At 56.2% G+C, this 18,731-nt stretch carries 19 protein-coding genes; 10 read left to right on the forward strand and 9 right to left on the reverse strand.

Going from position 1 to position 18,731, the window contains the following annotated elements:
- Positions 1–10: 10 nt before the first annotated feature.
- A complete protein-coding gene (locus ACSQ3H_RS10450) occupies positions 11–2,353 on the reverse strand; it encodes a putative bifunctional diguanylate cyclase/phosphodiesterase (RefSeq protein WP_436116997.1) in 2,343 nt (780 codons plus the stop codon).
- Positions 2,354–3,118: 765 nt separating this feature from the next.
- On the opposite strand from ACSQ3H_RS10450, the gene ACSQ3H_RS10455 reads away from it, so the two are divergent.
- Genes ACSQ3H_RS10455 through ACSQ3H_RS10465 form a run of 3 tightly spaced genes read left to right on the forward strand, consistent with a single transcriptional unit; the run spans position 3,119 to position 5,622 of the window.
- On the forward strand, positions 3,119–4,159 hold the full coding sequence (locus ACSQ3H_RS10455; protein WP_436119408.1) for a methionine ABC transporter ATP-binding protein: 1,041 nt from the start codon (positions 3,119–3,121) through the stop codon (positions 4,157–4,159).
- Entirely contained in the window at positions 4,149–4,814 is a 666-nt protein-coding gene (locus ACSQ3H_RS10460; protein ID WP_436116998.1) for a methionine ABC transporter permease, read from the forward strand. Before ACSQ3H_RS10455 ends, ACSQ3H_RS10460 begins: the two co-directional genes overlap by 11 nt.
- Before the next feature lie 28 nt (positions 4,815–4,842).
- Positions 4,843–5,622 carry a MetQ/NlpA family ABC transporter substrate-binding protein gene (locus tag ACSQ3H_RS10465; protein ID WP_436119409.1) on the forward strand — a complete coding sequence of 260 codons (780 nt, stop codon included), beginning with the start codon at positions 4,843–4,845 and terminating at the stop codon, positions 5,620–5,622.
- A gap of 64 nt (positions 5,623–5,686) precedes the next feature.
- On the opposite strand, the gene ACSQ3H_RS10470 is transcribed toward ACSQ3H_RS10465, so the two are convergent.
- From ACSQ3H_RS10470 to ACSQ3H_RS10495, 6 genes are read right to left on the reverse strand one after another with little or no spacing between them, the layout of a single operon-like run.
- Positions 5,687–5,869, reverse strand: coding sequence for a hypothetical protein (locus ACSQ3H_RS10470; protein WP_436116999.1), 183 nt, complete (start codon positions 5,867–5,869; stop codon positions 5,687–5,689).
- A gap of 9 nt (positions 5,870–5,878) precedes the next feature.
- The gene (gene pncA / locus ACSQ3H_RS10475; RefSeq protein WP_436117000.1) at positions 5,879–6,478 is read right to left on the reverse strand and encodes a bifunctional nicotinamidase/pyrazinamidase; all 600 of its coding nucleotides are present in this window, start codon (positions 6,476–6,478) and stop codon (positions 5,879–5,881) included.
- A gap of 53 nt (positions 6,479–6,531) precedes the next feature.
- Positions 6,532–7,692 (reverse strand): N-acetylglucosamine-6-phosphate deacetylase, encoded by a 1,161-nt coding sequence (gene nagA, locus ACSQ3H_RS10480; protein ID WP_436117001.1) that lies wholly within the window; start codon positions 7,690–7,692, stop codon positions 6,532–6,534.
- A complete protein-coding gene (locus ACSQ3H_RS10485; RefSeq protein ID WP_436119410.1) occupies positions 7,689–8,699 on the reverse strand; it encodes an SIS domain-containing protein in 1,011 nt (336 codons plus the stop codon). The genes nagA and ACSQ3H_RS10485 overlap by 4 nt, the downstream gene beginning before the upstream one ends.
- Positions 8,700–8,716: 17 nt before the next feature.
- Positions 8,717–9,505, reverse strand: coding sequence for a GntR family transcriptional regulator (locus tag ACSQ3H_RS10490; protein ID WP_436117002.1), 789 nt, complete (start codon positions 9,503–9,505; stop codon positions 8,717–8,719).
- Complete coding sequence (locus ACSQ3H_RS10495; protein WP_436117003.1) at positions 9,498–10,385, reverse strand: BadF/BadG/BcrA/BcrD ATPase family protein; 888 nt, start codon at positions 10,383–10,385, stop codon at positions 9,498–9,500. The genes ACSQ3H_RS10490 and ACSQ3H_RS10495 overlap by 8 nt, the downstream gene beginning before the upstream one ends.
- 199 nt (positions 10,386–10,584) lie before the next feature.
- Here ACSQ3H_RS10495 and ACSQ3H_RS10500 point away from each other — a divergent pair, with 199 nt between their 5' ends.
- The 6 genes from ACSQ3H_RS10500 to ACSQ3H_RS10525 all read left to right on the forward strand — a co-directional run bounded on the left by ACSQ3H_RS10500 (position 10,585) and on the right by ACSQ3H_RS10525 (position 16,847).
- Positions 10,585–11,496, forward strand: coding sequence for an N-acetylmuramic acid 6-phosphate etherase (locus tag ACSQ3H_RS10500; RefSeq protein WP_436117004.1), 912 nt, complete (start codon positions 10,585–10,587; stop codon positions 11,494–11,496).
- A gap of 54 nt (positions 11,497–11,550) precedes the next feature.
- A complete protein-coding gene (locus ACSQ3H_RS10505) occupies positions 11,551–12,810 on the forward strand; it encodes an ABC transporter substrate-binding protein (RefSeq protein ID WP_436117005.1) in 1,260 nt (419 codons plus the stop codon).
- Positions 12,811–12,958: 148 nt separating this feature from the next.
- A complete protein-coding gene (locus ACSQ3H_RS10510; protein ID WP_436117006.1) occupies positions 12,959–13,909 on the forward strand; it encodes a carbohydrate ABC transporter permease in 951 nt (316 codons plus the stop codon).
- Positions 13,910–13,919: 10 nt separating this feature from the next.
- Complete coding sequence (locus tag ACSQ3H_RS10515; protein WP_436117007.1) at positions 13,920–14,759, forward strand: carbohydrate ABC transporter permease; 840 nt, start codon at positions 13,920–13,922, stop codon at positions 14,757–14,759.
- Positions 14,756–15,817: a Gfo/Idh/MocA family protein gene (locus ACSQ3H_RS10520; RefSeq protein WP_436117008.1), complete on the forward strand. Its 1,062-nt coding sequence runs from the start codon at positions 14,756–14,758 to the stop codon at positions 15,815–15,817. The genes ACSQ3H_RS10515 and ACSQ3H_RS10520 overlap by 4 nt, the downstream gene beginning before the upstream one ends.
- A 28-nt stretch (positions 15,818–15,845) precedes the next feature.
- The gene (locus ACSQ3H_RS10525; RefSeq protein ID WP_436117009.1) at positions 15,846–16,847 is read left to right on the forward strand and encodes an ABC transporter ATP-binding protein; all 1,002 of its coding nucleotides are present in this window, start codon (positions 15,846–15,848) and stop codon (positions 16,845–16,847) included.
- Positions 16,848–16,851: 4 nt separating this feature from the next.
- Here ACSQ3H_RS10525 and ACSQ3H_RS10530 read toward each other — a convergent pair whose 3' ends face one another.
- The gene (locus tag ACSQ3H_RS10530) at positions 16,852–17,247 is read right to left on the reverse strand and encodes a hypothetical protein (RefSeq protein WP_436117010.1); all 396 of its coding nucleotides are present in this window, start codon (positions 17,245–17,247) and stop codon (positions 16,852–16,854) included.
- Positions 17,240–17,488 (reverse strand): type II toxin-antitoxin system prevent-host-death family antitoxin, encoded by a 249-nt coding sequence (locus ACSQ3H_RS10535; protein ID WP_436117011.1) that lies wholly within the window; start codon positions 17,486–17,488, stop codon positions 17,240–17,242. Before ACSQ3H_RS10535 ends, ACSQ3H_RS10530 begins: the two co-directional genes overlap by 8 nt.
- Positions 17,489–17,651: 163 nt before the next feature.
- On the opposite strand from ACSQ3H_RS10535, the gene mgrA reads away from it, so the two are divergent.
- On the forward strand, positions 17,652–18,698 hold the full coding sequence (gene mgrA / locus ACSQ3H_RS10540) for an L-glyceraldehyde 3-phosphate reductase (protein ID WP_436117012.1): 1,047 nt from the start codon (positions 17,652–17,654) through the stop codon (positions 18,696–18,698).
- Positions 18,699–18,731: the final 33 nt, after the last annotated feature.

The following is an 18,731-nucleotide window of genomic DNA, read 5'->3' on the forward strand; positions in this document are numbered from 1 at the left end:
TTTGCTTTGTTTAGCTGGCGACCTGATAACGATCTCGGTCGAAGGCGAGTAGCTCGAAGGTTTTCTCGACGGGCTCGGCTGGGCTGAACAGGAAGCCCTGCACCTGGTCACAGCCTTCCTTCTGCAGGCAGGCAAGCTGTTCGCGGGTCTCGACACCCTCGGCAGTGATCTTCATGCCCATACTGGCTCCAAGACCCATGACTGCACGAATGATTGCGAGGCTTCCCCTGTTATGGGGGAGGTCGCGCACGAAGGACTGATCGATCTTGATTTTGTCGAACGGCATCTTGCGCAGGTAACTCAAGCTGGAATAGCCGGTGCCGAAATCATCGAGCGCGATGCTGACGCCCATGGCACGGAACTGGCGCAACAGTGAAATTGCCGCGACGTTGGCTTCGAGGAAGACCGATTCTGTAATCTCGAGCTCCAGGCGGTTCGGCTTCAACTTGTTCTTGGTCAATGCATCGCGAACGATCGAAGCAAGGTCAGAATGCCGGAACTGGATCGCCGAGATATTGATCGCGACGTGGATGTCCTGCGGCCATGACACGGCGATGCGGCACGCTTCCTGAATGATCCATTCGCCGAGTGGAATGATATTGCCGGTCTCTTCCGCAATCGGGATGAATATCGTCGGCGAGATGAATCCGTGCACCGGATGCTTCCACCGCAGCAGCGTCTCGAAGCCGACGGTCTTCAAAGTCTGCGCTGAGATGATCGGCTGGAAATGGAGGATGAACTCGTCCCGCGCCAGCGCGCCGCGCAGGTCCATGGCAAGCGCGCGCTTGGCTTCGATGCGCGCATCCATTTCCACCTCGTAAAAACGGAAGCTGTTGCGGCCTTCGTTCTTGGTGCGGTAAAGCGCCAGATCGGCGCAGCGCATGATGTCATTGACACTGTCGGTCGGAGCAATTGCGATGCCGACGCTGATATGAATGTTGATCTGGATACCGTCGATCCAGAAGGGCTGTGCGATGCTCTGGACGAGCTGCTCGGCGAGTTCGGTGGCAGCGGTCTGATCGGCGCCGCGCGCCAGAATGGCGAATTCGTCGCCGGACAGGCGGGCGACCACATAGGTCGCGGGTGCTGCACCACGCAAGCGATCCGCCACCTGTTTGAGCAGCTGGTCGCCGATGCCGTGGCCGAAACTGTCATTGACCGTCTTGAATTCATCGAGATCGATACAGAAAACGGCAAAGCTACGCAGGCCCTTCTCGAGGTCCTTGGTAGCTTGTGAAAGCTGGTCGGTGAACAGTGTACGGTTTGGCAGATCGGTCAGCACATCATAGCGGGCAAGGTAGGACAGCTGGTCGTCCGACTGCTTCGCAGCGGTCACATCGGAGCCGACGCCGCGATAGCCGACAAACTGGCCTGCATTGTCAAAAATGGCCTTGCCGGTAAGCGACCACCAGCGGGTCTCGCCCCTGATGTTGATGGGCAGGATATGATTGCGGAAAGTCGTTCGGTTTTCGATAGCTTGCCAGATCGACCCGACCTTGACGGCTTCTTCCGCATGGGACTGGTCGATCTTGAACAATTGCGCAAAGGGCATGCCTTGCAGTTCTTTGGTCGTCTTTGCGGCAATCTGCGCCAGACGCGGCGATGTGTGCTGAAGCTTGAGATCAGCGTCGGTTTCCCAAATCCAGTCGCTGGCGTTTTCTTCGAAGTCATATAGCAGCAGGCTGATGACTTCCTTCTGCTGCTCCACCTTGATCTGGTCCAACGTGCGCATGACAATAAGATTGCTCATGTGGACAATGGTGAAGAGAATGAAGAGCGCATAGAACGCCAGCAGGATCGCTATGAACAGAAAGAAATCCTCGCCGGTTGAAGCGAGTGCAAAAAACGAACCGGTAATAATCGTGCCTGAATAGGCAATCGCGGCAAGCGGCACCACGGCGACGCCGATGCCGGTCGCCATCAGCCCGGCCGCCGTGCAGGCAATCAAAAGCCTGTGGTAGGGATCGGCATCGAGAAACAGCATCAGGGGAATGCTGGCAAGGCAGATGCCATAGAGTGCGGATATGATGATCAGGTATTTGATCGCATCAAAGCCAAGCTCCTTGACCTTGGGCACCTTGTACCATTGCCAGCAGGCGAAAAGTGAGCCCGCAGTCATGAGTGCGACCATTATCGACACACCGGCAAGATAGGGGCGGGGGCCGAGATCCCAGAAAACGAACGCGACGACAAACACAACGCACATCGCCACGAGAACCGTAAAAGGCGCCAATCTCAGTGCGACGTCCATTTGCTCGGCATAGACACGACGCTTCACTGCCGGGTTGATCGCGCCCCGCATACCGAACATCGACCGGATAGCGTCAAAGGTATGGAAATTGGACAATCGCACGCACAGACCTCAGGCAGGTGAGTTCATCTTTAACCCATGTTAGTTTTTTTACGTTCGGCATTGGTTAATATACTTAGCATTTTTTCTAATAGTTACCAATGTCTTTATGTCCCAATGGCTTACAGTGGTTAAGATGAGTTTTGCGACTACAGGGTATTAGTGACAAAAAAATCCAGAATTTTATTCAACGGTATGTATATCACCAATTTATGCAATCAAACACGAAGTATTTTTCACAAAACAGCATTTTTTTATTTAAATGTATTCGCCCGGTCAATCCGGACAATTCGGCAATTTGCTCAGTATTGAACGGGCATAGTAGCTCTTTAGAATTACCCCAAATTGCCTAGAATTCAAGCTCGCAGATTCGAAACCGAGGAGCACTGCATCGAAAGGTTCATTCAAAGCGGTGCGACCTGGAATTGAAACCAGGCAGCAGGTGCAGTTGTTTTGGAAAGACATTCCCGCAATTGGCCAAAATATGAAATGTACTGCGTGTCGGTGCGGAAGAACATTTTCTATTGTCGGTACGGTCTAAGGGGCCTCCCCACCACAAAATGTTGTCGCAAATCGAGCTGAAATGTTCATGCCTGTTGTCAAGGTCTATCGAAAATCGAAGATGGTCTGTATAGACGACCCTAAAAAGGCAACAGGGCGGATGTGCGAGCTCCGCAAATGAATATGACTGTTCTAAAAAATACGGCAACAAGCACGCCGCAAGTGCTTCCGAGCAATGAAGCGACTGCACCTGAGACGGCCAATCCTATGGTGGTATTCGAACGCGTTGCCAAGCGCTTTGCGGCAGGGAAAACTGGCGCCGAAGTGGTGGCGTTAGAGAATATCGACCTTGTCGTGCCGCGTGGATCGGTAACCGGGATCATCGGCCGTTCGGGTGCGGGGAAATCAACTCTGATCCGGCTCGTCAACGGGCTTGAAAAGCCGAGTTCTGGCCGTGTCCTCGTTGATGGCGTGGATATCGCTGGACTGGACGAGAAAAGTCTGCGCACTGTGCGCCGCTCGATCGGCATGATCTTCCAGCATTTTAATCTGCTGTCCTCGCGCACTGCCTTCAACAATATTGCGCTGCCGCTGGAAATCGCCGGCATGGATAAGCAAGCCATCGAAAAGCGAGTCACGCCGTTGCTTGATCTGGTTGGCCTTTCCGACAAGCGCGATCGCTATCCTTCCGAACTCTCCGGCGGACAGAAGCAGCGTATCGGCATTGCACGGGCGCTGGCCACTGAGCCAAAGCTTCTGCTTTCCGATGAGGCGACATCGGCACTGGATCCTGAAACGACGCGTTCGATCCTTGCTCTGCTCAGAAAAATCAACAAGGAGCTGGGTCTTACAGTGCTTCTGATCACCCATGAGATGGAGGTGGTGAAGGCTATTGCCGATCACGTGGCGGTGATCGATGGCGGCCGCATTGTCGAGCAGGGCTCGACATTCGACGTCTTCACCGGCCATGTGCACGACACAACCCGGGCGCTTCTCGGCGGTCTCGCCGGCATGCATTTGCCGGAGTTCCTGACCAACCGCCTGACTGACCAGCCGCAGCCCGGCTCTCGCACCATTCTCCGCGTCATCTTCAAGGGCGAGAATGCGACAGAGCCGATGCTGGCTCGTCTTGGCAGCGATCTTGGCATCGAGGTCAATATTCTGGCTGGCGCCGTGGATGAAATCGCCGGGCGTCCCTTCGGCATGCTCGTCGTTTCGTTGCGCGCTGATGAGGCAAAAATCGCCGAGGCCCGGCAGTTCCTTGCCGATCATGGCCTGTCATCGGAGGTGGTCGGTTATGTCCGCTGATATTGTTGCTCTCATCATCAAGGCCACAGGCCAGACGCTATATATGGTTGCCGTTGCCGGATTGATCGGTTCGCTGTTCGGTATTCCGCTTGGCGTGTTTCTTGCAACGAGCGGTCGCGGCGAGCTTTTTCCTGCACCTTCGGTCAACAAGGTGCTCGGTCTCATCGTCAATGCGACGCGTTCGACGCCATTCATCATCCTGGTCGTTGCCATCATTCCATTCACGCGGCTTGTTGCAGGAACGTCGATCGGGACCACTGCCGCTATCGTACCGTTGACGATCGCGACCATTCCTTTCGTTGCTCGTCTCGTTGAAACGGCAATCCGCGAGGTCGATCCTGGCCTGACCGAAGCAGCGCGCGCCATGGGCGCGAGTCCTATGCAGATTGTGTTCAAGGTCCTGCTTGCCGAGGCGCGGCCCGGCATTGCTTCGGCACTGACCCTGACGATCGTCAGCCTGATTGGCTATGCGGCCATGGTCGGCGCGATCGGCGGCGGTGGTCTCGGCGACCTTGGCATCCGTTATGGCTACCAGCGCTTCATGCCCGACGTCATGGCCATAGTCGTTGTCGTGCTCATCGTGCTTGTGCAACTCGTCCAGAGCGCTGGCGACCGGCTGGCGCGGCAGTTCGACAAGCGTAGCCGTCCCCGTTGAATTATTATGAAAGCAGGAGTTTGAAATGTTGAAGAAAATACTTGGTGTTGCCGCGTTGGCAGCAGTTCTGAGCGCGACCGGTGCGCTGGCCGAAACGATCAAGATCGGCGTGACGCCGGGCGAGCACGCGCAGATTCTTGAAAAAGTCGCTGAAGTCGCCAAGCCGAAGGGTCTCGATATCCAGATTCTTGAATTCTCGGACTATGTCGTGCCCAATCAGGCGCTGAACGATGGAGAGCTTGATGCCAATTCCTTTCAGCACAAGCCTTACCTCGACAATCAGATCGCCGACCGCAAGTTCGATCTGGTCGACGTCGCCTATACGGTCAATTTCCCGATGGGCGTCTATTCGAAAAAAGTGAAGAGTTTCGATGAGTTGGCGGATGGAGCTACCATTGCGATTCCGAATGACCCGACCAATGGCGGGCGTGCTTTGCTCATCCTGGCTGACAAGGGGGCTATCAAGCTGAAGGATGGTGCCGGCCTGAAGGTCACACCAGCCGATATCACGGAGAACAAGAAGAATTTCAAATTCGTCGAGCTTGATGCCGCCCAGCTACCACGCTCGATTGATGACGTGGACGCGGCTGCGATCAACACCAATTATGCCCTCGAAGCAGGACTTGATCCGATGAACGGCACGATTCTGAAGGAAGGCGAGAAGGCGCCTTACGTCAACCTGATTGCTGTTCGCACTGCTGACAAGGACAAGCCGTGGGTCAAGACACTCATTGAATCCTACCATTCGGATCCGGTGAAGCAGTTCATTCTGGACAAGTACAAAGGTGCTGCTGTTCCGAGCTGGTAATTTTGTCGAAGGCGGTGAGCGCAAACTATAGCAAACCCTCCCGTTGCAGGGAGGGGACAAGCAGTTAAACCCACTTCCCGTCTGCACCGAACAAATGCAGCTTGTCCTTAGGGATGATCTCCCGCAAAGGATCGTCGGTCTGCGAACTTGATCGTCCCGGAACCCGCACCACGACACGCTCGCCGCCGATAATACCGTAGACATAGCTTTCCGCACCAACTGGCTCGAAAAATGCGCAGCTGTTCACTTTCGATGTTCAGATGAGGGTGACACCGGCCTTGCGCATCTTTGATGTCATCGCAGCGAGCGAACCGCCAAGATCGATGCCGCGGCATGCATCGAGCAACACCTCGGCGGCGAAACCGTGCTCCACTGCGTCCAGTGCAGAATAGGCGACGCAATAGTCTGTCGCGAGGCCGACGAAGGTTACATTGGTGATCTCGCGCTCGCGCAAATAACCGGCAAGGCCTGTCGGCGTTGTGTGGTCATTTTCGTAGAAGGCGGAATAGCTGTCGACATGCGGCCGAAAGCCCTTGCGGATCACCAGCTCGGCCTTCGTCCATACAAGATCCGGGTGGAAATCCGCGCCAGCCGATCCCTGAAGGCAGTGTTCGGGCCAGAGCGACTGCTCACCATAGGGCATCATGATTGTTTCGAACGGCGCTTTGCCAGGATGCGACGATGCAAAGCTCGAATGTCCGGGTGTATGCCAATCTTGCGTGAGGACGACGCGATCGAAACGTTGGATCAGCTTGTTGATGATCGGGACGATCTCATCACCGCCGTTCACTGCTAGCGCGCCACCCGGACAGAAATCATTCTGCACATCGATGACGATCAGCGCGTCCTTGGCCATCTCGGTTCTCCAATGAGGTGATGCCGATAAGTATGACCAGTCGAACTATTCCGTCAACACGCGTAGTGAACGTCGCCGTCGATCCAGACATGATCGACGTCGAGGTTGTCGTCGAGATGCACGATATTGGCGGCATAGCCCTGCGCCAAGCGCCCATAATGGTGATCGATGCGAATGCTCTGCGCCGGATAGAGCGAGGCCATGCGCAGCGCTTCGTCGAGCGACAGACCAAGTTCGCGATGAACGAAACGCACGGCGGAAATCATGTCGAGATCGGCACCGGCCAGTGTGCCGTCGTCCAGTGTCAAACGTCCACCCGCGCGTGTGATGTTGCGGCCGTTCAGCGTGAACGAGGTAATGTCAGTGCCTATCGTGGACATGGCGTCCGTGACGAGGAATATCTTCGCCGGACCTTGCTTGGCACGCAGTGCGATCGCCATCGAGGCTTTATCGACATGAAAGCCGTCGGCAATCAACCCAGCGGACAACTCGCCCGATTGCAACACCGCTCCGACCACGCCCGGGCTACGATGACCGAGTTGGCTCATCGCATTGAACAGATGAGTCACCATGGTTGCGCCCGCATCCTTGGCCGCCAAAGCGACTTCATAGGAAGCGCCGCTATGACCGAGGCTGACGATCACGCCGGCATCGACCATCGCCCTGATCTTGTCCACCGGGACCGTTTCCGGTGCAACGGTGGTAAGCAGAACCGGCAATTCCTGCGCCGCCTCGATGATGGCAAGGAGATCGGCGTCGTCCATCGGCCGGATCAGTTTTGGGTCGTGCGTGCCTTTGTGTGTCAGCGATAAATGCGGACCTTCGAGGTGCAGACCAATGAATCCCGCAACTTTTTCCTGCGCCGCAGCCTTGCCGGCAGCGATAGCAGCCGCTGTTATTTCTGGCGTGTCGGTGATCAGCGTTGGCAGCAGGGCAGTCGTGCCGAAGGCGAAATGCGCATCGCATATGGTGCGGATCGCCTCGATGCTCGGACCATCATTGAGGAGCACGCCGCCGCCGCCGTTGACCTGGATGTCGATGAAACCCGGTACAAGCTTGCCGCCTTTCAACTCGACCCGGCGAATATCGCTGGGCAAGCTTGATAATGCTGTGATGCTCTTGATTACATCACCGTCGACAACCACCGCTGAATCGGTGCGCCAGGTTTCGCCGTCGAAAATCTCGGCGCCGGTGAGGGCATAAACGGTACTCATATGGTTTCAGTCACTTTTCGTAAGTGCGGCGGCTCATCGGGGTTCAGTCCGCGACTGCGTGCAAAGCCTTCCACGAAAGCATAGAAGGAAACAAGCAGCGCAAGCGGGTCGGTCAAAGGATGCGATGTCGCCACGAAGGGCAGGGCGATCGCTTTCGATGGTTTGGCCGACGTGAGGAACACAGCGGCGCCCTGCTCGGCAAGGCGATTTGCAGCGTCCACGAGGGAGTCCTCAGCTGCGTCGCGCGCGGCGAGAACGAGGATCGGGAAGCCCTTGCCGACGATTGCCTTCGGCCCGTGCATGACTTCGGCAGCACTGTAGGCTTCGGCGTGGACTGCGCTGGTTTCCTTGAATTTCAGCGCCATTTCGTTGGCAATAGCGAGCGATGGTCCGCGTCCAAGAACGAACAGTGAGTTTTCATCGGTCACGGCGCTTGCAAAGGGCGACCAGTCACAGGCGACTGCCTTGGCCAGGGCGGCGGGAAGGTCGTCGATGGCGGCAAGCAACTTCTTGTCTTCGGTCCAATGGCCGATCAGCGCAAGACCGGCCACGGCCGAGCTGACGAATGATTTGGTGGCGGCGACACTGCGCTCGGGCCCGGCCAGAATGTCGATCGGAAAGTCGCTGGCACTAGCGAGATCGGAGTTGATGACATTGGTGATGGCGATGGTCAGCGCGCCACTTTCGCGGGCTGCGTTCGTCATGCTGACGATGTCGGGACTTTTGCCCGATTGTGAGATGGACAGTGTCGCAGCAGAGCCAAGCTTGAGCGTCACGCCGTAGATCGAAGCCACGGAAGGCCCGAGCGAGGCGACGGGAATACCAGCGGTGAGCTCGCTCGAATATTTCAGGAAGGCACTCACGTGGTCGGATGATCCGCGAGCGATCGACGCGAGGAAAGGCGGATTCTTTTCACGCAACTTCGCGCCGGCCGCAGCAAGTGTGTCGCGCGACGCGTCGAGAAATCGTGCCGTCACATCGGGAATGGACAGGATTTCTTCCCGCATGAGGGTCGTCTTGGTGGTCAAAGCACTGCTCCTGAAATTTCTGAAGATTCGCCGAGTTTCAGCTCGGCGACAAATTCGTAGGCGTCGGCACGGTAGATCGATCGGGTAAACTCGATCACCTTCCCGGATTCGAGATAGGAAATGCGCTCGATGTTCAGGCTGGCCGAGCCGGCCGGAACCTGGAGCAGTTTAGCATCATTCTCTTTCAAGATGGCCGCAGAAATGCGCTGGATCGCCCTGACCGGGCGATTGCCGCTCTCTGCCAGTACCGCATACAGCGAAAGCGTGACAAGTTCCGGGTTTGGCAGCACATGAACGGATAAGGCGGCACGTTCGATCGCCATTGGCGTGTCATTGGCAACGCGCAATCGGCTGATCCGCGCCACCTTTTCGCCGGACGACAGGCCGAGCGTCACCATTTCCTCGGGGGAAGGTGCATAGACGCCGCGGTCGAGCCACGTCGAGCGGACAATCATGCCGCGCCTTGCCATATCCTCGGTAAAGGAAGTGAGATGCGACAAGGATTGCTCGACGCGTGCGGAACGCGGTGCAACAAATGTGCCCGAGCCATGCCGCTGTACGAGCAGGCCGTCATTGACAAGACCCTGGACGGCTTTGCGTACGGTCACCCGCGATATATCCGCCATGACGGCAAGTTCACGCTCCGGCGGCAGTGCATCTCCTGGCAGAAGTTTTCCGTCACGCACGGCATTTTCGATCAGCCGCTGCAGCTTCACATAAAGCGGACCACCGGCAGCAGTACTGTCGTTGAGCGAGGGCAGGATATCGATCAGGCCGTCACCCATGGGTAACCTCCGCCGATGTCGAGGCGAAATTGCGTGCAGCAAGCTGGACAGCGCCTGTCAGCGCGTCATTCAGCGGTGCCTGCAGCATGGCCCGATAATGCGGCGAGAGAAGGGGTCCATAAAAAGCACCAAGGCCACCCAACAAGGAAAGCCGCATGGGGGCAGGAGACATGATGGCGTCAAGCCCTTCTTCGATCTGGCCGACAGTTTTCTGCAAAAGGGCAAGAGCGACCGCATCGTCCTGTGACGCATACTCAAACACGATTGGAGCAAACGTGCCGAAATCACTTGGAGCTGCCGAATGTGCGAATTGGACGATCCGGTGCGGATTCCCGCCAAACCGTTCCATGACTGCCTCTGTCATGGGCGAAGCAGGATGGAACTTGTCATAGGCGAGTAATGTTTCTTCGAGCAGATCCCGGCCAAGCCGTGCACCACCGCCGAGATCGCTTACCTTGAAGCCCCACCCGCCGGCAAAACGAATGTCGTTTCCGAGCCGGGTGACATAGGCCGAACCAGTGCCAAGGATCACCACGGTGCCATCATGATCGCCGAGTGCGCCCTGAAGTGCGATCACACCGTCCGAATAGACGAACGATTTTTGAAACGGCAGCATCGCCTCCAGCTTTGCGCCATTGCCGCCGACATTGGCACCGGCGAGGCCGAGCACAGCGAGAACTGATTTGCTTGCTTTGAAGTCGATTTGTGCAGCAGCGAAAGCTGCCTCTGTTGCATCGAGGATGTTGAGGCGTGCCGTATTCATGTCGGTCATGATATTAGCCGAACCACTCTTGCCGATGCCCAGAACTTCGCCGCTCAAATCGGCCAATGCCGCCCTGCAGCCTGTCCCGCCACCATCAATTCCAAGGAGATAAGTCACGTTCAATCGTCCTCCAGTAATCAGAATACCAATAAAATACCAATAGCCAAGCGTTAATTTCTGTCTTTCTGTGCTTTTCTCAATCTTATTGAATTTATTGAATAAAAATCTATCAGACTAAATCATTGCGGAAATATTTTAAGAATTGCTGGACAAGTGGTATTTTTTTGGCATTAATTATCGCAACGAGGAGTGAGCAGTGGTACTAACCCGCACCGAGCAGCGCAACGACAAGGCATTGGGACTGGACGAGAAGTCGCCAGAAGATGTTTTGCGGTTGCTGCATGAAGCACAGCTTGAAGCTGCCGCTTCGGTTGTGCACGCCACGGATTCCATCGCAAGAGCCTCCCTGCTTGCTGCCGAAACGCTGGCCGCCGGTGGACGCCTTGCCTACGCCGCCGCAGGTAGTTCGGGACTGATGGCAATGGCCGACGCACTCGAACTACCCGGAACCTATGGCATCGCCCCGGACCGTATCGTCATCTTGCTTGCTGGCGGCATCGCCAGTCTCAACAGGCTCGCTGGCGCCTACGAAGATGACACGAACCAGGCTGCGAACGACATTGCAACGGCGGGTCTGGTAAAGGGCGATTGCCTGATCGCGATTTCCGCCAGCGGCACGACGCCCTATGCACTCACCGCTATCGACGAAGCGAAGAAACGCGGCCTGAAAATCATCTCGATTGCCAATAATCCCGGCGTTCCGATGTTTGAAAAGGCGGATGTCGCCATTACGCTGGAGACGCCGGCGGAGATGGTCGCGGGCTCAACACGGATGGGGGCGGGAACCGCGCAGAAAATCGCACTCAATCTGTTATCTACGTTGATGGCCATCCAGCTCGGTCACGTGCATGACGGCTATATGGTCAATCTTGTCGCGGACAATATCAAGCTGCGCGAGCGCGCAGCGCGCATTGTATCGGCTATCAGCGCTTGCGATATCAGGGACGCGGCCAACCTGCTCGAAGCGAGCGGCGGCTCGGTCAAATCGGCGATCCTGCTCGCGGCTGGCGCGACTAACGCCGAAAATGCATCAAAAATTCTCGAAAGCAATCAACAGAGGCTTCGCCCGGCGCTTTCGGAACTGAAAGAGAGTCTTGGTTCTCGTTAAGAATCCGGGCTCTCATTAACGGCACTGCTCAAAAGGGTGCAACAGGAGACTAAAATGGGAAGCACGACTTTAAAAACACTGCTTATGGCGACGAGCATTCTGGCTACGGCCGGGTTCGCTCATGCTGCCGATACCACGCTGACGATCGAAAGCTGGCGCACCGACGATCTGGCCGTCTGGCAGGAAAAGCTCATTCCAGCTTTCGAAGCCAAGAACCCCGGCATAAAGGTGAAGTTCGCTCCGACGCCTCCGACGGAATATGATGCCGCCCTTGGTGCGCGCTTCGATGCAGGCAGCGCCGGTGACATCATCACCTGCCGTCCTTTCGACAAGTCGCTGGAACAGTTCAAACGCGGCAATCTGACGAGCCTGAATGACCTTCCGGGCATGAAGAACTTCTCGGATGTAGCAAAGTCCGCCTGGACGACCGACGACGGAAAGGACACTTTCTGCGTGCCAATGGCTTCGGTTATCCATGGCTTCATCTACAACAAGGACGCTTTCGACAAGCTCGGCATCGCCATTCCTACCACGGAAGCCGAATTCTTCGCCGCACTCGACAAGATCAAGGCGGACGGAACCTACATTCCGATGGCCATGGGTACAAAGGATCTCTGGGAAGCCGCAACCATGGGTTACCAGAATATCGGACCCACCTACTGGAAGGGCGAAGAAGGCCGCGCCAAGCTGATCAAGGGTGAAGAGAAGCTGACCGATGCTGATTGGGTCGAGCCTTACAAGGTTCTTGCCAAGTGGAAGGATTATCTCGGCGACGGTTTCGAAGCCCAGACCTACCCGGACAGCCAGAATCTGTTCACACTTGGGCGTGCAGCGATCTATCCGGCCGGTTCGTGGGAAATAGGCCTGTTCAACACGCAGGCACAGTTCAAGATGGGTGCATTCCCGCCGCCGGTAAAGAATGCCGGTGACGCTTGCTACATCTCCGACCACAACGACATCGGTGTTGGTCTCAATGCCAAGAGCGCGCATGCCGAAGAAGCCAAGAAGTTCCTCGACTGGGTCGCGTCGCCAGATTTCGCCGAAATCTACGCGAACGCTCTGCCAGGCTTCTTCAGCCTGAACTCGACGCCGGTGAAGATGGCCGATCCGTTGGCGCAGGAATTCGTCTCATGGCGCGAGAAGTGCAAGCCGACGATCCGTTCGACCTATCAGATCCTGGCGCGCGGCACGCCAAACCTCGAGAACGAAACCTGGGTTGAATCGGCCAACGTCATCAACGGCACCGATACGCCGGAAGCTGCTGCCAAAAAGCTTCAGGATGGCCTCGACAGCTGGTACAAGCCTGCCAAGTAAGTGATTGATAGCCGGGGCGTTCTTACGATCGCCCCGGCTATTTCTTTATCTGAGCGCAAGGCGCGCCGTTGCGCTATCATTGCTAAAAACGGCAGTCGCAAGCCGCTCCATTAGCGACCAAAAATCATAAGCAGGGGTTCCGGATTTAATGAGCACAGTCGCAGAAGTATCGATCGATCGAGCTGAGGACAGACCCCGTCGGCGCTGGCACATTCTGGTGTTTTTGGCTCCCGCCTTGCTCGTCTATACGGCTGTGATGATCCTGCCGCTCATCGAAACGCTGCGGCTTTCCCTGTTCAACGTCAAGGACAACCAGAGCGTATTCGTTGGCCTCGGCAATTTCAGTGTGCTCTTTGGCGATCCGCGCTGGGCCGCCAGCTTCTGGAATGCGCTGCGCAACAATTTCGTTTTCTTCCTGATCCACATGCTCGTGCAGAACCCGATCGGTGTCGCGCTCGCCGCGCTATTGTCCGTTCCGAAGCTGCGTTTTGGCGCGTTCTACCGGACTGCCATGTTCCTGCCAACCTTATTGTCCTTCGTGATTGTCGGCTTCATCTGGAAACTCATCCTGTCGCCGATCTGGGGCGTCTCGCCTTACCTGATGGATCTGGTCGGCCTGAAAGCGCTGTTCTCGCCATGGCTTGGCAAGCCGGGCAGTGCGCTGATCGCCGTATCGCTGATCTCTGTCTGGCAATATATCGGCATTCCTATGATGCTGATCTATGCCGCTATGCTGAATATTCCCGACGAAGTTCTCGAAGCTGCCGAATGCGATGGCGTGACCGGCTGGAGCCAGTTCTGGAAAATCAAGCTGCCGCTGATCCTGCCTTCCATAGGCATTATCTCGATCCTGACTTTCGTTGGCAATTTCAACGCGTTCGACCTGATTTATACAGTGCAGGGTGCGCTGGCGGGACCGGATGGCTCGACCGATATTCTCGGTACCTTGCTCTACCGTACGTTCTTCGGCTTCCAGTTGCAGATCGGCGATAAATCGATGGGCGCGACGATCGCGACAGTGATGTTCCTCATCATCCTGTCCGGTGTTTGCCTTTATCTCTTTGCCATCCAGCGGCGCATGCGCCGCTACCAGTTCTAGGATCGAGATCATGGCAAAAGCAACCGCATCGCCCGTCCGTACCGGCCTCGTCCATCTGGCGCTCATCATCTATACGCTGATCGCGCTTTTTCCGGTGTTCCTGACCGTCATCAACTCATTCAAGGATCGGGCGTCAATCTTTCGTGACCCGCTCGGCCTGCCAACGCCGGCCACATTCAGTCTCATTGGTTATGAGACCGTCCTGAAACAGGGTGATTTCACTCTTTACTTCCAGAACAGTTTCATCGTCACCGGCGTCTCAATCTTCTTTGTTTTGCTTTTCGGAGCCATGGCTGCTTTCGCGCTGTCGGAATACCGCTTCCGCGGCAATACTCTGATGGGGCTTTATCTCGCGCTCGGCATCATGATCCCTATCCGTCTTGGCACCGTGGCGATCCTGCAGGGCATGGTCGCGGCAGGATTGGTCAACACGCTGACCGCGCTCATCCTGGTCTACACGGCACAGGGCCTGCCGCTCGCGGTCTTCATCCTAACCGAGTTCATGCGAACGGTTTCGGACGATCTGAAGAATGCCGGACGTATCGACGGCCTGTCGGAATATTCCATCTTCTTCCGGCTGGTGTTGCCGCTGGTAAGGCCGGCAATGGCGACGGTTGCTGTCTTCACCATGATTCCGATCTGGAATGATCTGTGGTTCCCGTTGATCCTCGCGCCGAGCGATGCCACCAAGACGGTAACGCTCGGCTCACAGGTGTTCATTGGCCAGTTCGTGACCAACTGGAACGCGGTACTCGCGGCGCTGACGCTGGCGATCGTGCCGGTCCTCGTCCTCTATCTCATCTTCTCGCGGCAGTTGATCCGCGGCATTACGTCGGGAGCAGTTAAATGACGGCACAGAAGCCAATCCGGGTTCTTGTGGCGGGGCTCGGCAATATGGGCCGCAGCCACGCACTCGCCTACCACAACAATCCGGGTTTCGAGATTGTCGGACTGGTCAACCGTTCGGTCGTTCCTCTGCCTGATGAGTTACGCGGTTACACGATCCATCCGTCGTTCGCCAAGGCTTTGGCGGAACTCACGCCAGAACTCGTTTCCATCAACACCTACTCCGACAGCCACGCCGACTACGCAGTTGCCGCTATGGAGGCGGGCGCGGATGTTTTCGTCGAAAAGCCGCTGGCAACGACGGTTGCCGATGCAGAGCGTGTCGTCGCCGCGGCCAAGAAGTACGGACGCAAGCTGGTGATCGGCTATATCCTTCGCCACCACCCATCCTGGGTGCGGCTGATCGAAGAAGCGCGCAAGCTCGGCGGTCCTTATGTCTTCCGCATGAACCTCAACCAGCAGTCGAGCGGTGCGACATGGGAAACCCACAAGTCGCTGATGAAGACAACATCGCCGATCGTCGATTGCGGCGTTCATTACCTCGATGTGATGCTGCAGATCACCGACGCCAAGCCGGTGCAGGTACGCGGCATGGGCGTGCGTTTGACCGACGAGATCGACCCGAACATGTACAATTACGGCCATCTTCAGGTGCTGTTCGATGACAATACGGTCGGATGGTACGAGGCCGGGTGGGGCCCGATGATGTCGGAAACCGCTTTCTTCGTGAAAGATGTGATTTCGCCTAACGGTTGTGTTTCCATCGTCATGGACCAAAACGCCAAGTCGGACGATATCGACTCGCACACCAAGACTTCAACCATTCGTTTGCACTCGGCCAAGACCGGGCCGGATGGCCGCTTTGCCAAGCCCGACGAACTTTTGAACATGGCTGGAGAACCTGGGCATCAGGAGCTCTGCGATCTGGAACAGGCGTTTGTCCTCAAGGCGATCCGCGAAGATCTCGACCTGCACCGTCATATGCAGGACGCTGTGCGCTCGCTCAGCGTCTGCCTCGCGGCAGATGAAAGCGTACGGACCGGCAAGCCAGTTAATCTATGAATTTGAATCAAGAAACGGGAACAAGACATTGGGTTCTTTGAAGATTGAAAATATCCGCAAGTCCTTCGGCCATGTGGACGTGTTGAAAGGCATCGACCTTGAGGTCAAGGATGGCGAGTTCGTGATTTTTGTCGGGCCGTCGGGTTGCGGCAAGTCGACCTTGTTGCGGGTTATTGCGGGGCTCGAGGACGCCACCTCGGGTGACATCCTGATCGATGGCAAGAAGGTCAACAACACCCCTCCGGCCAAGCGCGGCATTGCCATGGTGTTCCAGACCTACGCGCTTTATCCGCATCTCTCGGTGCGCGACAATATGGGTCTCGGCCTCAAGCAGGCGGGAAAACCAGCGGAGGAAATCAAGGAACGCATCGGGATCGCCTCAAGCATGCTGTCGCTGGACGATTATCTCGAACGCCGCCCGGCAGAGCTTTCCGGTGGTCAACGCCAGCGCGTCGCCATCGGCCGCGCCATTGTGCGCGAACCGCAATTGTTCCTCTTCGACGAGCCGCTGTCGAACCTCGATGCCGCGCTACGTGTCAACACGCGTATCGAGATTGCGCGCCTGCACCGGCAACTCAAGGCGACCATGATCTACGTGACGCATGATCAGGTCGAGGCGATGACACTTGCCGACAAGATCGTTGTGCTGAACCAAGGCAAAATTGAACAGGTTGGCTCGCCGATGGAGCTCTATAATTCGCCGCAGACCGTCTTTGTCGCTGGTTTTATCGGCTCGCCGCAGATGAACCTGATCGATGCGGCGAAGCTTGGTCAAACGGGCGCCAAGACCATCGGCATCCGGCCGGAACATATTCAGGTCAGCAAGACCTCCGGCCAATGGAAGGGCTCGGTAATCCATGTTGAGCACCTCGGAGCCGATACAATCATCTATCTCCAGACCGATTTCGGCCCGCTGACCGTGCGCCTCTTCGGCGAGCATAGATATGATGTGGATGGCGTGCTCTACGTCACTCCTGACGCAGGGCGGACGTATCGGTTCGACAATGACGGGCAGGTTATGAAGGGGTGACGATTTACGTCCTCAGAACGGCACGGACGCGACGTTTTGTGGACGCTTCCTTGATGAGAATGGCAACCTTCCGAAGGAATGCGGGACTAAACGCTCCGATCGGTTCGGTTGAAATGAAATCATAGGCCTGACCGACATCGACGCGATTGTATTCATCGAGAATAAGCCACGAAGGAAAATCGAGACCAACGCGGCGACACTCGATTTCGCTTACTGCCAAATGAATACGCGATCGGTCCGGCCTCTGCGATGTCAAAGGAAATAGAAACAGGCTAGCGGGATCCGCTGTGGTCTTGACCACGAGACAGACAGGCCGCGCCTTTCGGCCTGACTCTTCCCTATCATCCGCTTGGCGTGCCCAGAGATAATAGTATCGCAGCACGTCACCCGGCTTAAGCATCGTCGCTGTCGTCGATAATTGCGTCCAAGCCTTCCATTAACTCATTATGGATGTCGTCAGGCGCTTTCTCCAATGTATATGCAACTGCGCGAGAATTTCCGATCAATTGATGATATTTTTCGGCCGTAATGATAACGAGTTTTTCTTTCCCTCGTTTGGTCAGGGCCACGGGCTCAATCAAAGCTGCTTCGAGAATTTCGCCAGACTGGCGATTAATATCGGAAAAAGTAAATTGCTTCATCGCAGGCTCCCTTCTCAATATACGTATTATACGTAAATTACGTATGTTGGCAACTAGTTTTACCGATTCATGTCATGACATCACCATGCGTATGCGCCATAGTCCGGCGCGCGCGGAGTCGTATCCGCGCTATTGATGTATGGACAAGAGCAGGACGAATACCATGAGCTGGACACCGGATTCCAAGCGCTACGACACTATGAAATATAATCGCTGCGGCAGGAGCGGGCTCCATCTGCCGGCCATTTCCCTGGGGCTCTGGCACAATTTCGGCCATGATACGCCACACAACGTCAAACAGGCGATTTGCCGTCAGGCCTTTGATCTCGGCATCACCCACTTCGATCTTGCCAATAATTATGGTCCGCCTCCGGGTTCTGCGGAAGAAGCTTTCGGCGAGATTTTGCGTAATGACTTCAAAAGTTATCGCGACGAGCTGATCATCTCCTCCAAGGCCGGATATAATATGTGGCCCGGGCCTTACGGCGAATGGGGCAGCCGCAAATATGTCATTGCCAGCTGCGATCAGAGCTTGAAGCGGCTGGGCCTCGACTATGTCGACATTTTCTATTCCCATCGCTTTGATCCGGACACGCCGCTCGAAGAAACGATGATGGCGCTGGATCAAATCGTCCGATCAGGCCGTGCTCAGTATATCGGCATTTCATCCTACAATTCCCACCGCACACGCGAGGCCGCGGCTATTCTCGAAGAGCTCGGCACGCCGTGCCTTATCCACCAACCAAGTTATTCGATGATCAATCGCTGGATCGAGGAAGACGGATTGATCGATACGCTGGAAGATCTCGGCATCGGCTCCATCGTGTTCTCGCCGCTGGCACAGGGCATGCTGACCGATAAATATCTCAAGGGGGTGCCCGAAGAGAGCCGTGCTGCACAAGGAAAGTCGCTCAACCCGGATTTCCTCAACGAGCGTAACGTTGCCAATATTCGCGCGCTCAACGAGATTGCATCCCGGCGTGGCCAGACGCTTGCGCAAATGGCGATCGCCTGGGTCCTCCGGAAGGGACGCATTACGACCGCGCTCATTGGCGCCAGCAAGCCGCAACAGGTCGTCGATTGCGTTAAATCGCTCGACAACCTCGAATTCACCGACGCGGAACTTGCCGAAATCGATAGCTATGCAAGCGACGCGAACGTCAATCTTTGGGCGGCATCAGCTGAACGCAAGGGGCCGCAACGCAAGTAAGGCACAACCCTCAATGCAAACCTGAGATTGGCA

The organism is Phyllobacterium sp. LjRoot231, assembly GCF_964253365.1.
GTDB lineage: Bacteria > Pseudomonadota > Alphaproteobacteria > Rhizobiales > Rhizobiaceae > Phyllobacterium.

Bases quoted from the DNA above. Each gene is read 5' to 3' on its own strand.
- ACSQ3H_RS10455 (WP_436119408.1), top strand. From the start codon at position 3,119: ATGGTGGTATTCGAACGCGTTGCCAAGCGCTTTGCGGCAGGGAAAACT.
- ACSQ3H_RS10535 (WP_436117011.1), bottom strand. From the start codon at position 17,488: ATGAAGCAATTTACTTTTTCCGATATTAATCGCCAGTCTGGCGAAATT.
- mgrA (WP_436117012.1), top strand. From the start codon at position 17,652: ATGAGCTGGACACCGGATTCCAAGCGCTACGACACTATGAAATATAAT.
- ACSQ3H_RS10520 (WP_436117008.1), top strand. From the start codon at position 14,756: ATGACGGCACAGAAGCCAATCCGGGTTCTTGTGGCGGGGCTCGGCAAT.
- nagA (WP_436117001.1), bottom strand. From the start codon at position 7,692: ATGAGTACCGTTTATGCCCTCACCGGCGCCGAGATTTTCGACGGCGAA.
- ACSQ3H_RS10510 (WP_436117006.1), top strand. From the start codon at position 12,959: ATGAGCACAGTCGCAGAAGTATCGATCGATCGAGCTGAGGACAGACCC.
- ACSQ3H_RS10530 (WP_436117010.1), bottom strand. From the start codon at position 17,247: ATGCTTAAGCCGGGTGACGTGCTGCGATACTATTATCTCTGGGCACGC.
- ACSQ3H_RS10490 (WP_436117002.1), bottom strand. From the start codon at position 9,505: ATGGGTGACGGCCTGATCGATATCCTGCCCTCGCTCAACGACAGTACT.
- ACSQ3H_RS10505 (WP_436117005.1), top strand. From the start codon at position 11,551: ATGGGAAGCACGACTTTAAAAACACTGCTTATGGCGACGAGCATTCTG.
- ACSQ3H_RS10485 (WP_436119410.1), bottom strand. From the start codon at position 8,699: ATGCGGGAAGAAATCCTGTCCATTCCCGATGTGACGGCACGATTTCTC.
- pncA (WP_436117000.1), bottom strand. From the start codon at position 6,478: ATGGCCAAGGACGCGCTGATCGTCATCGATGTGCAGAATGATTTCTGT.
- ACSQ3H_RS10515 (WP_436117007.1), top strand. From the start codon at position 13,920: ATGGCAAAAGCAACCGCATCGCCCGTCCGTACCGGCCTCGTCCATCTG.
- ACSQ3H_RS10460 (WP_436116998.1), top strand. From the start codon at position 4,149: ATGTCCGCTGATATTGTTGCTCTCATCATCAAGGCCACAGGCCAGACG.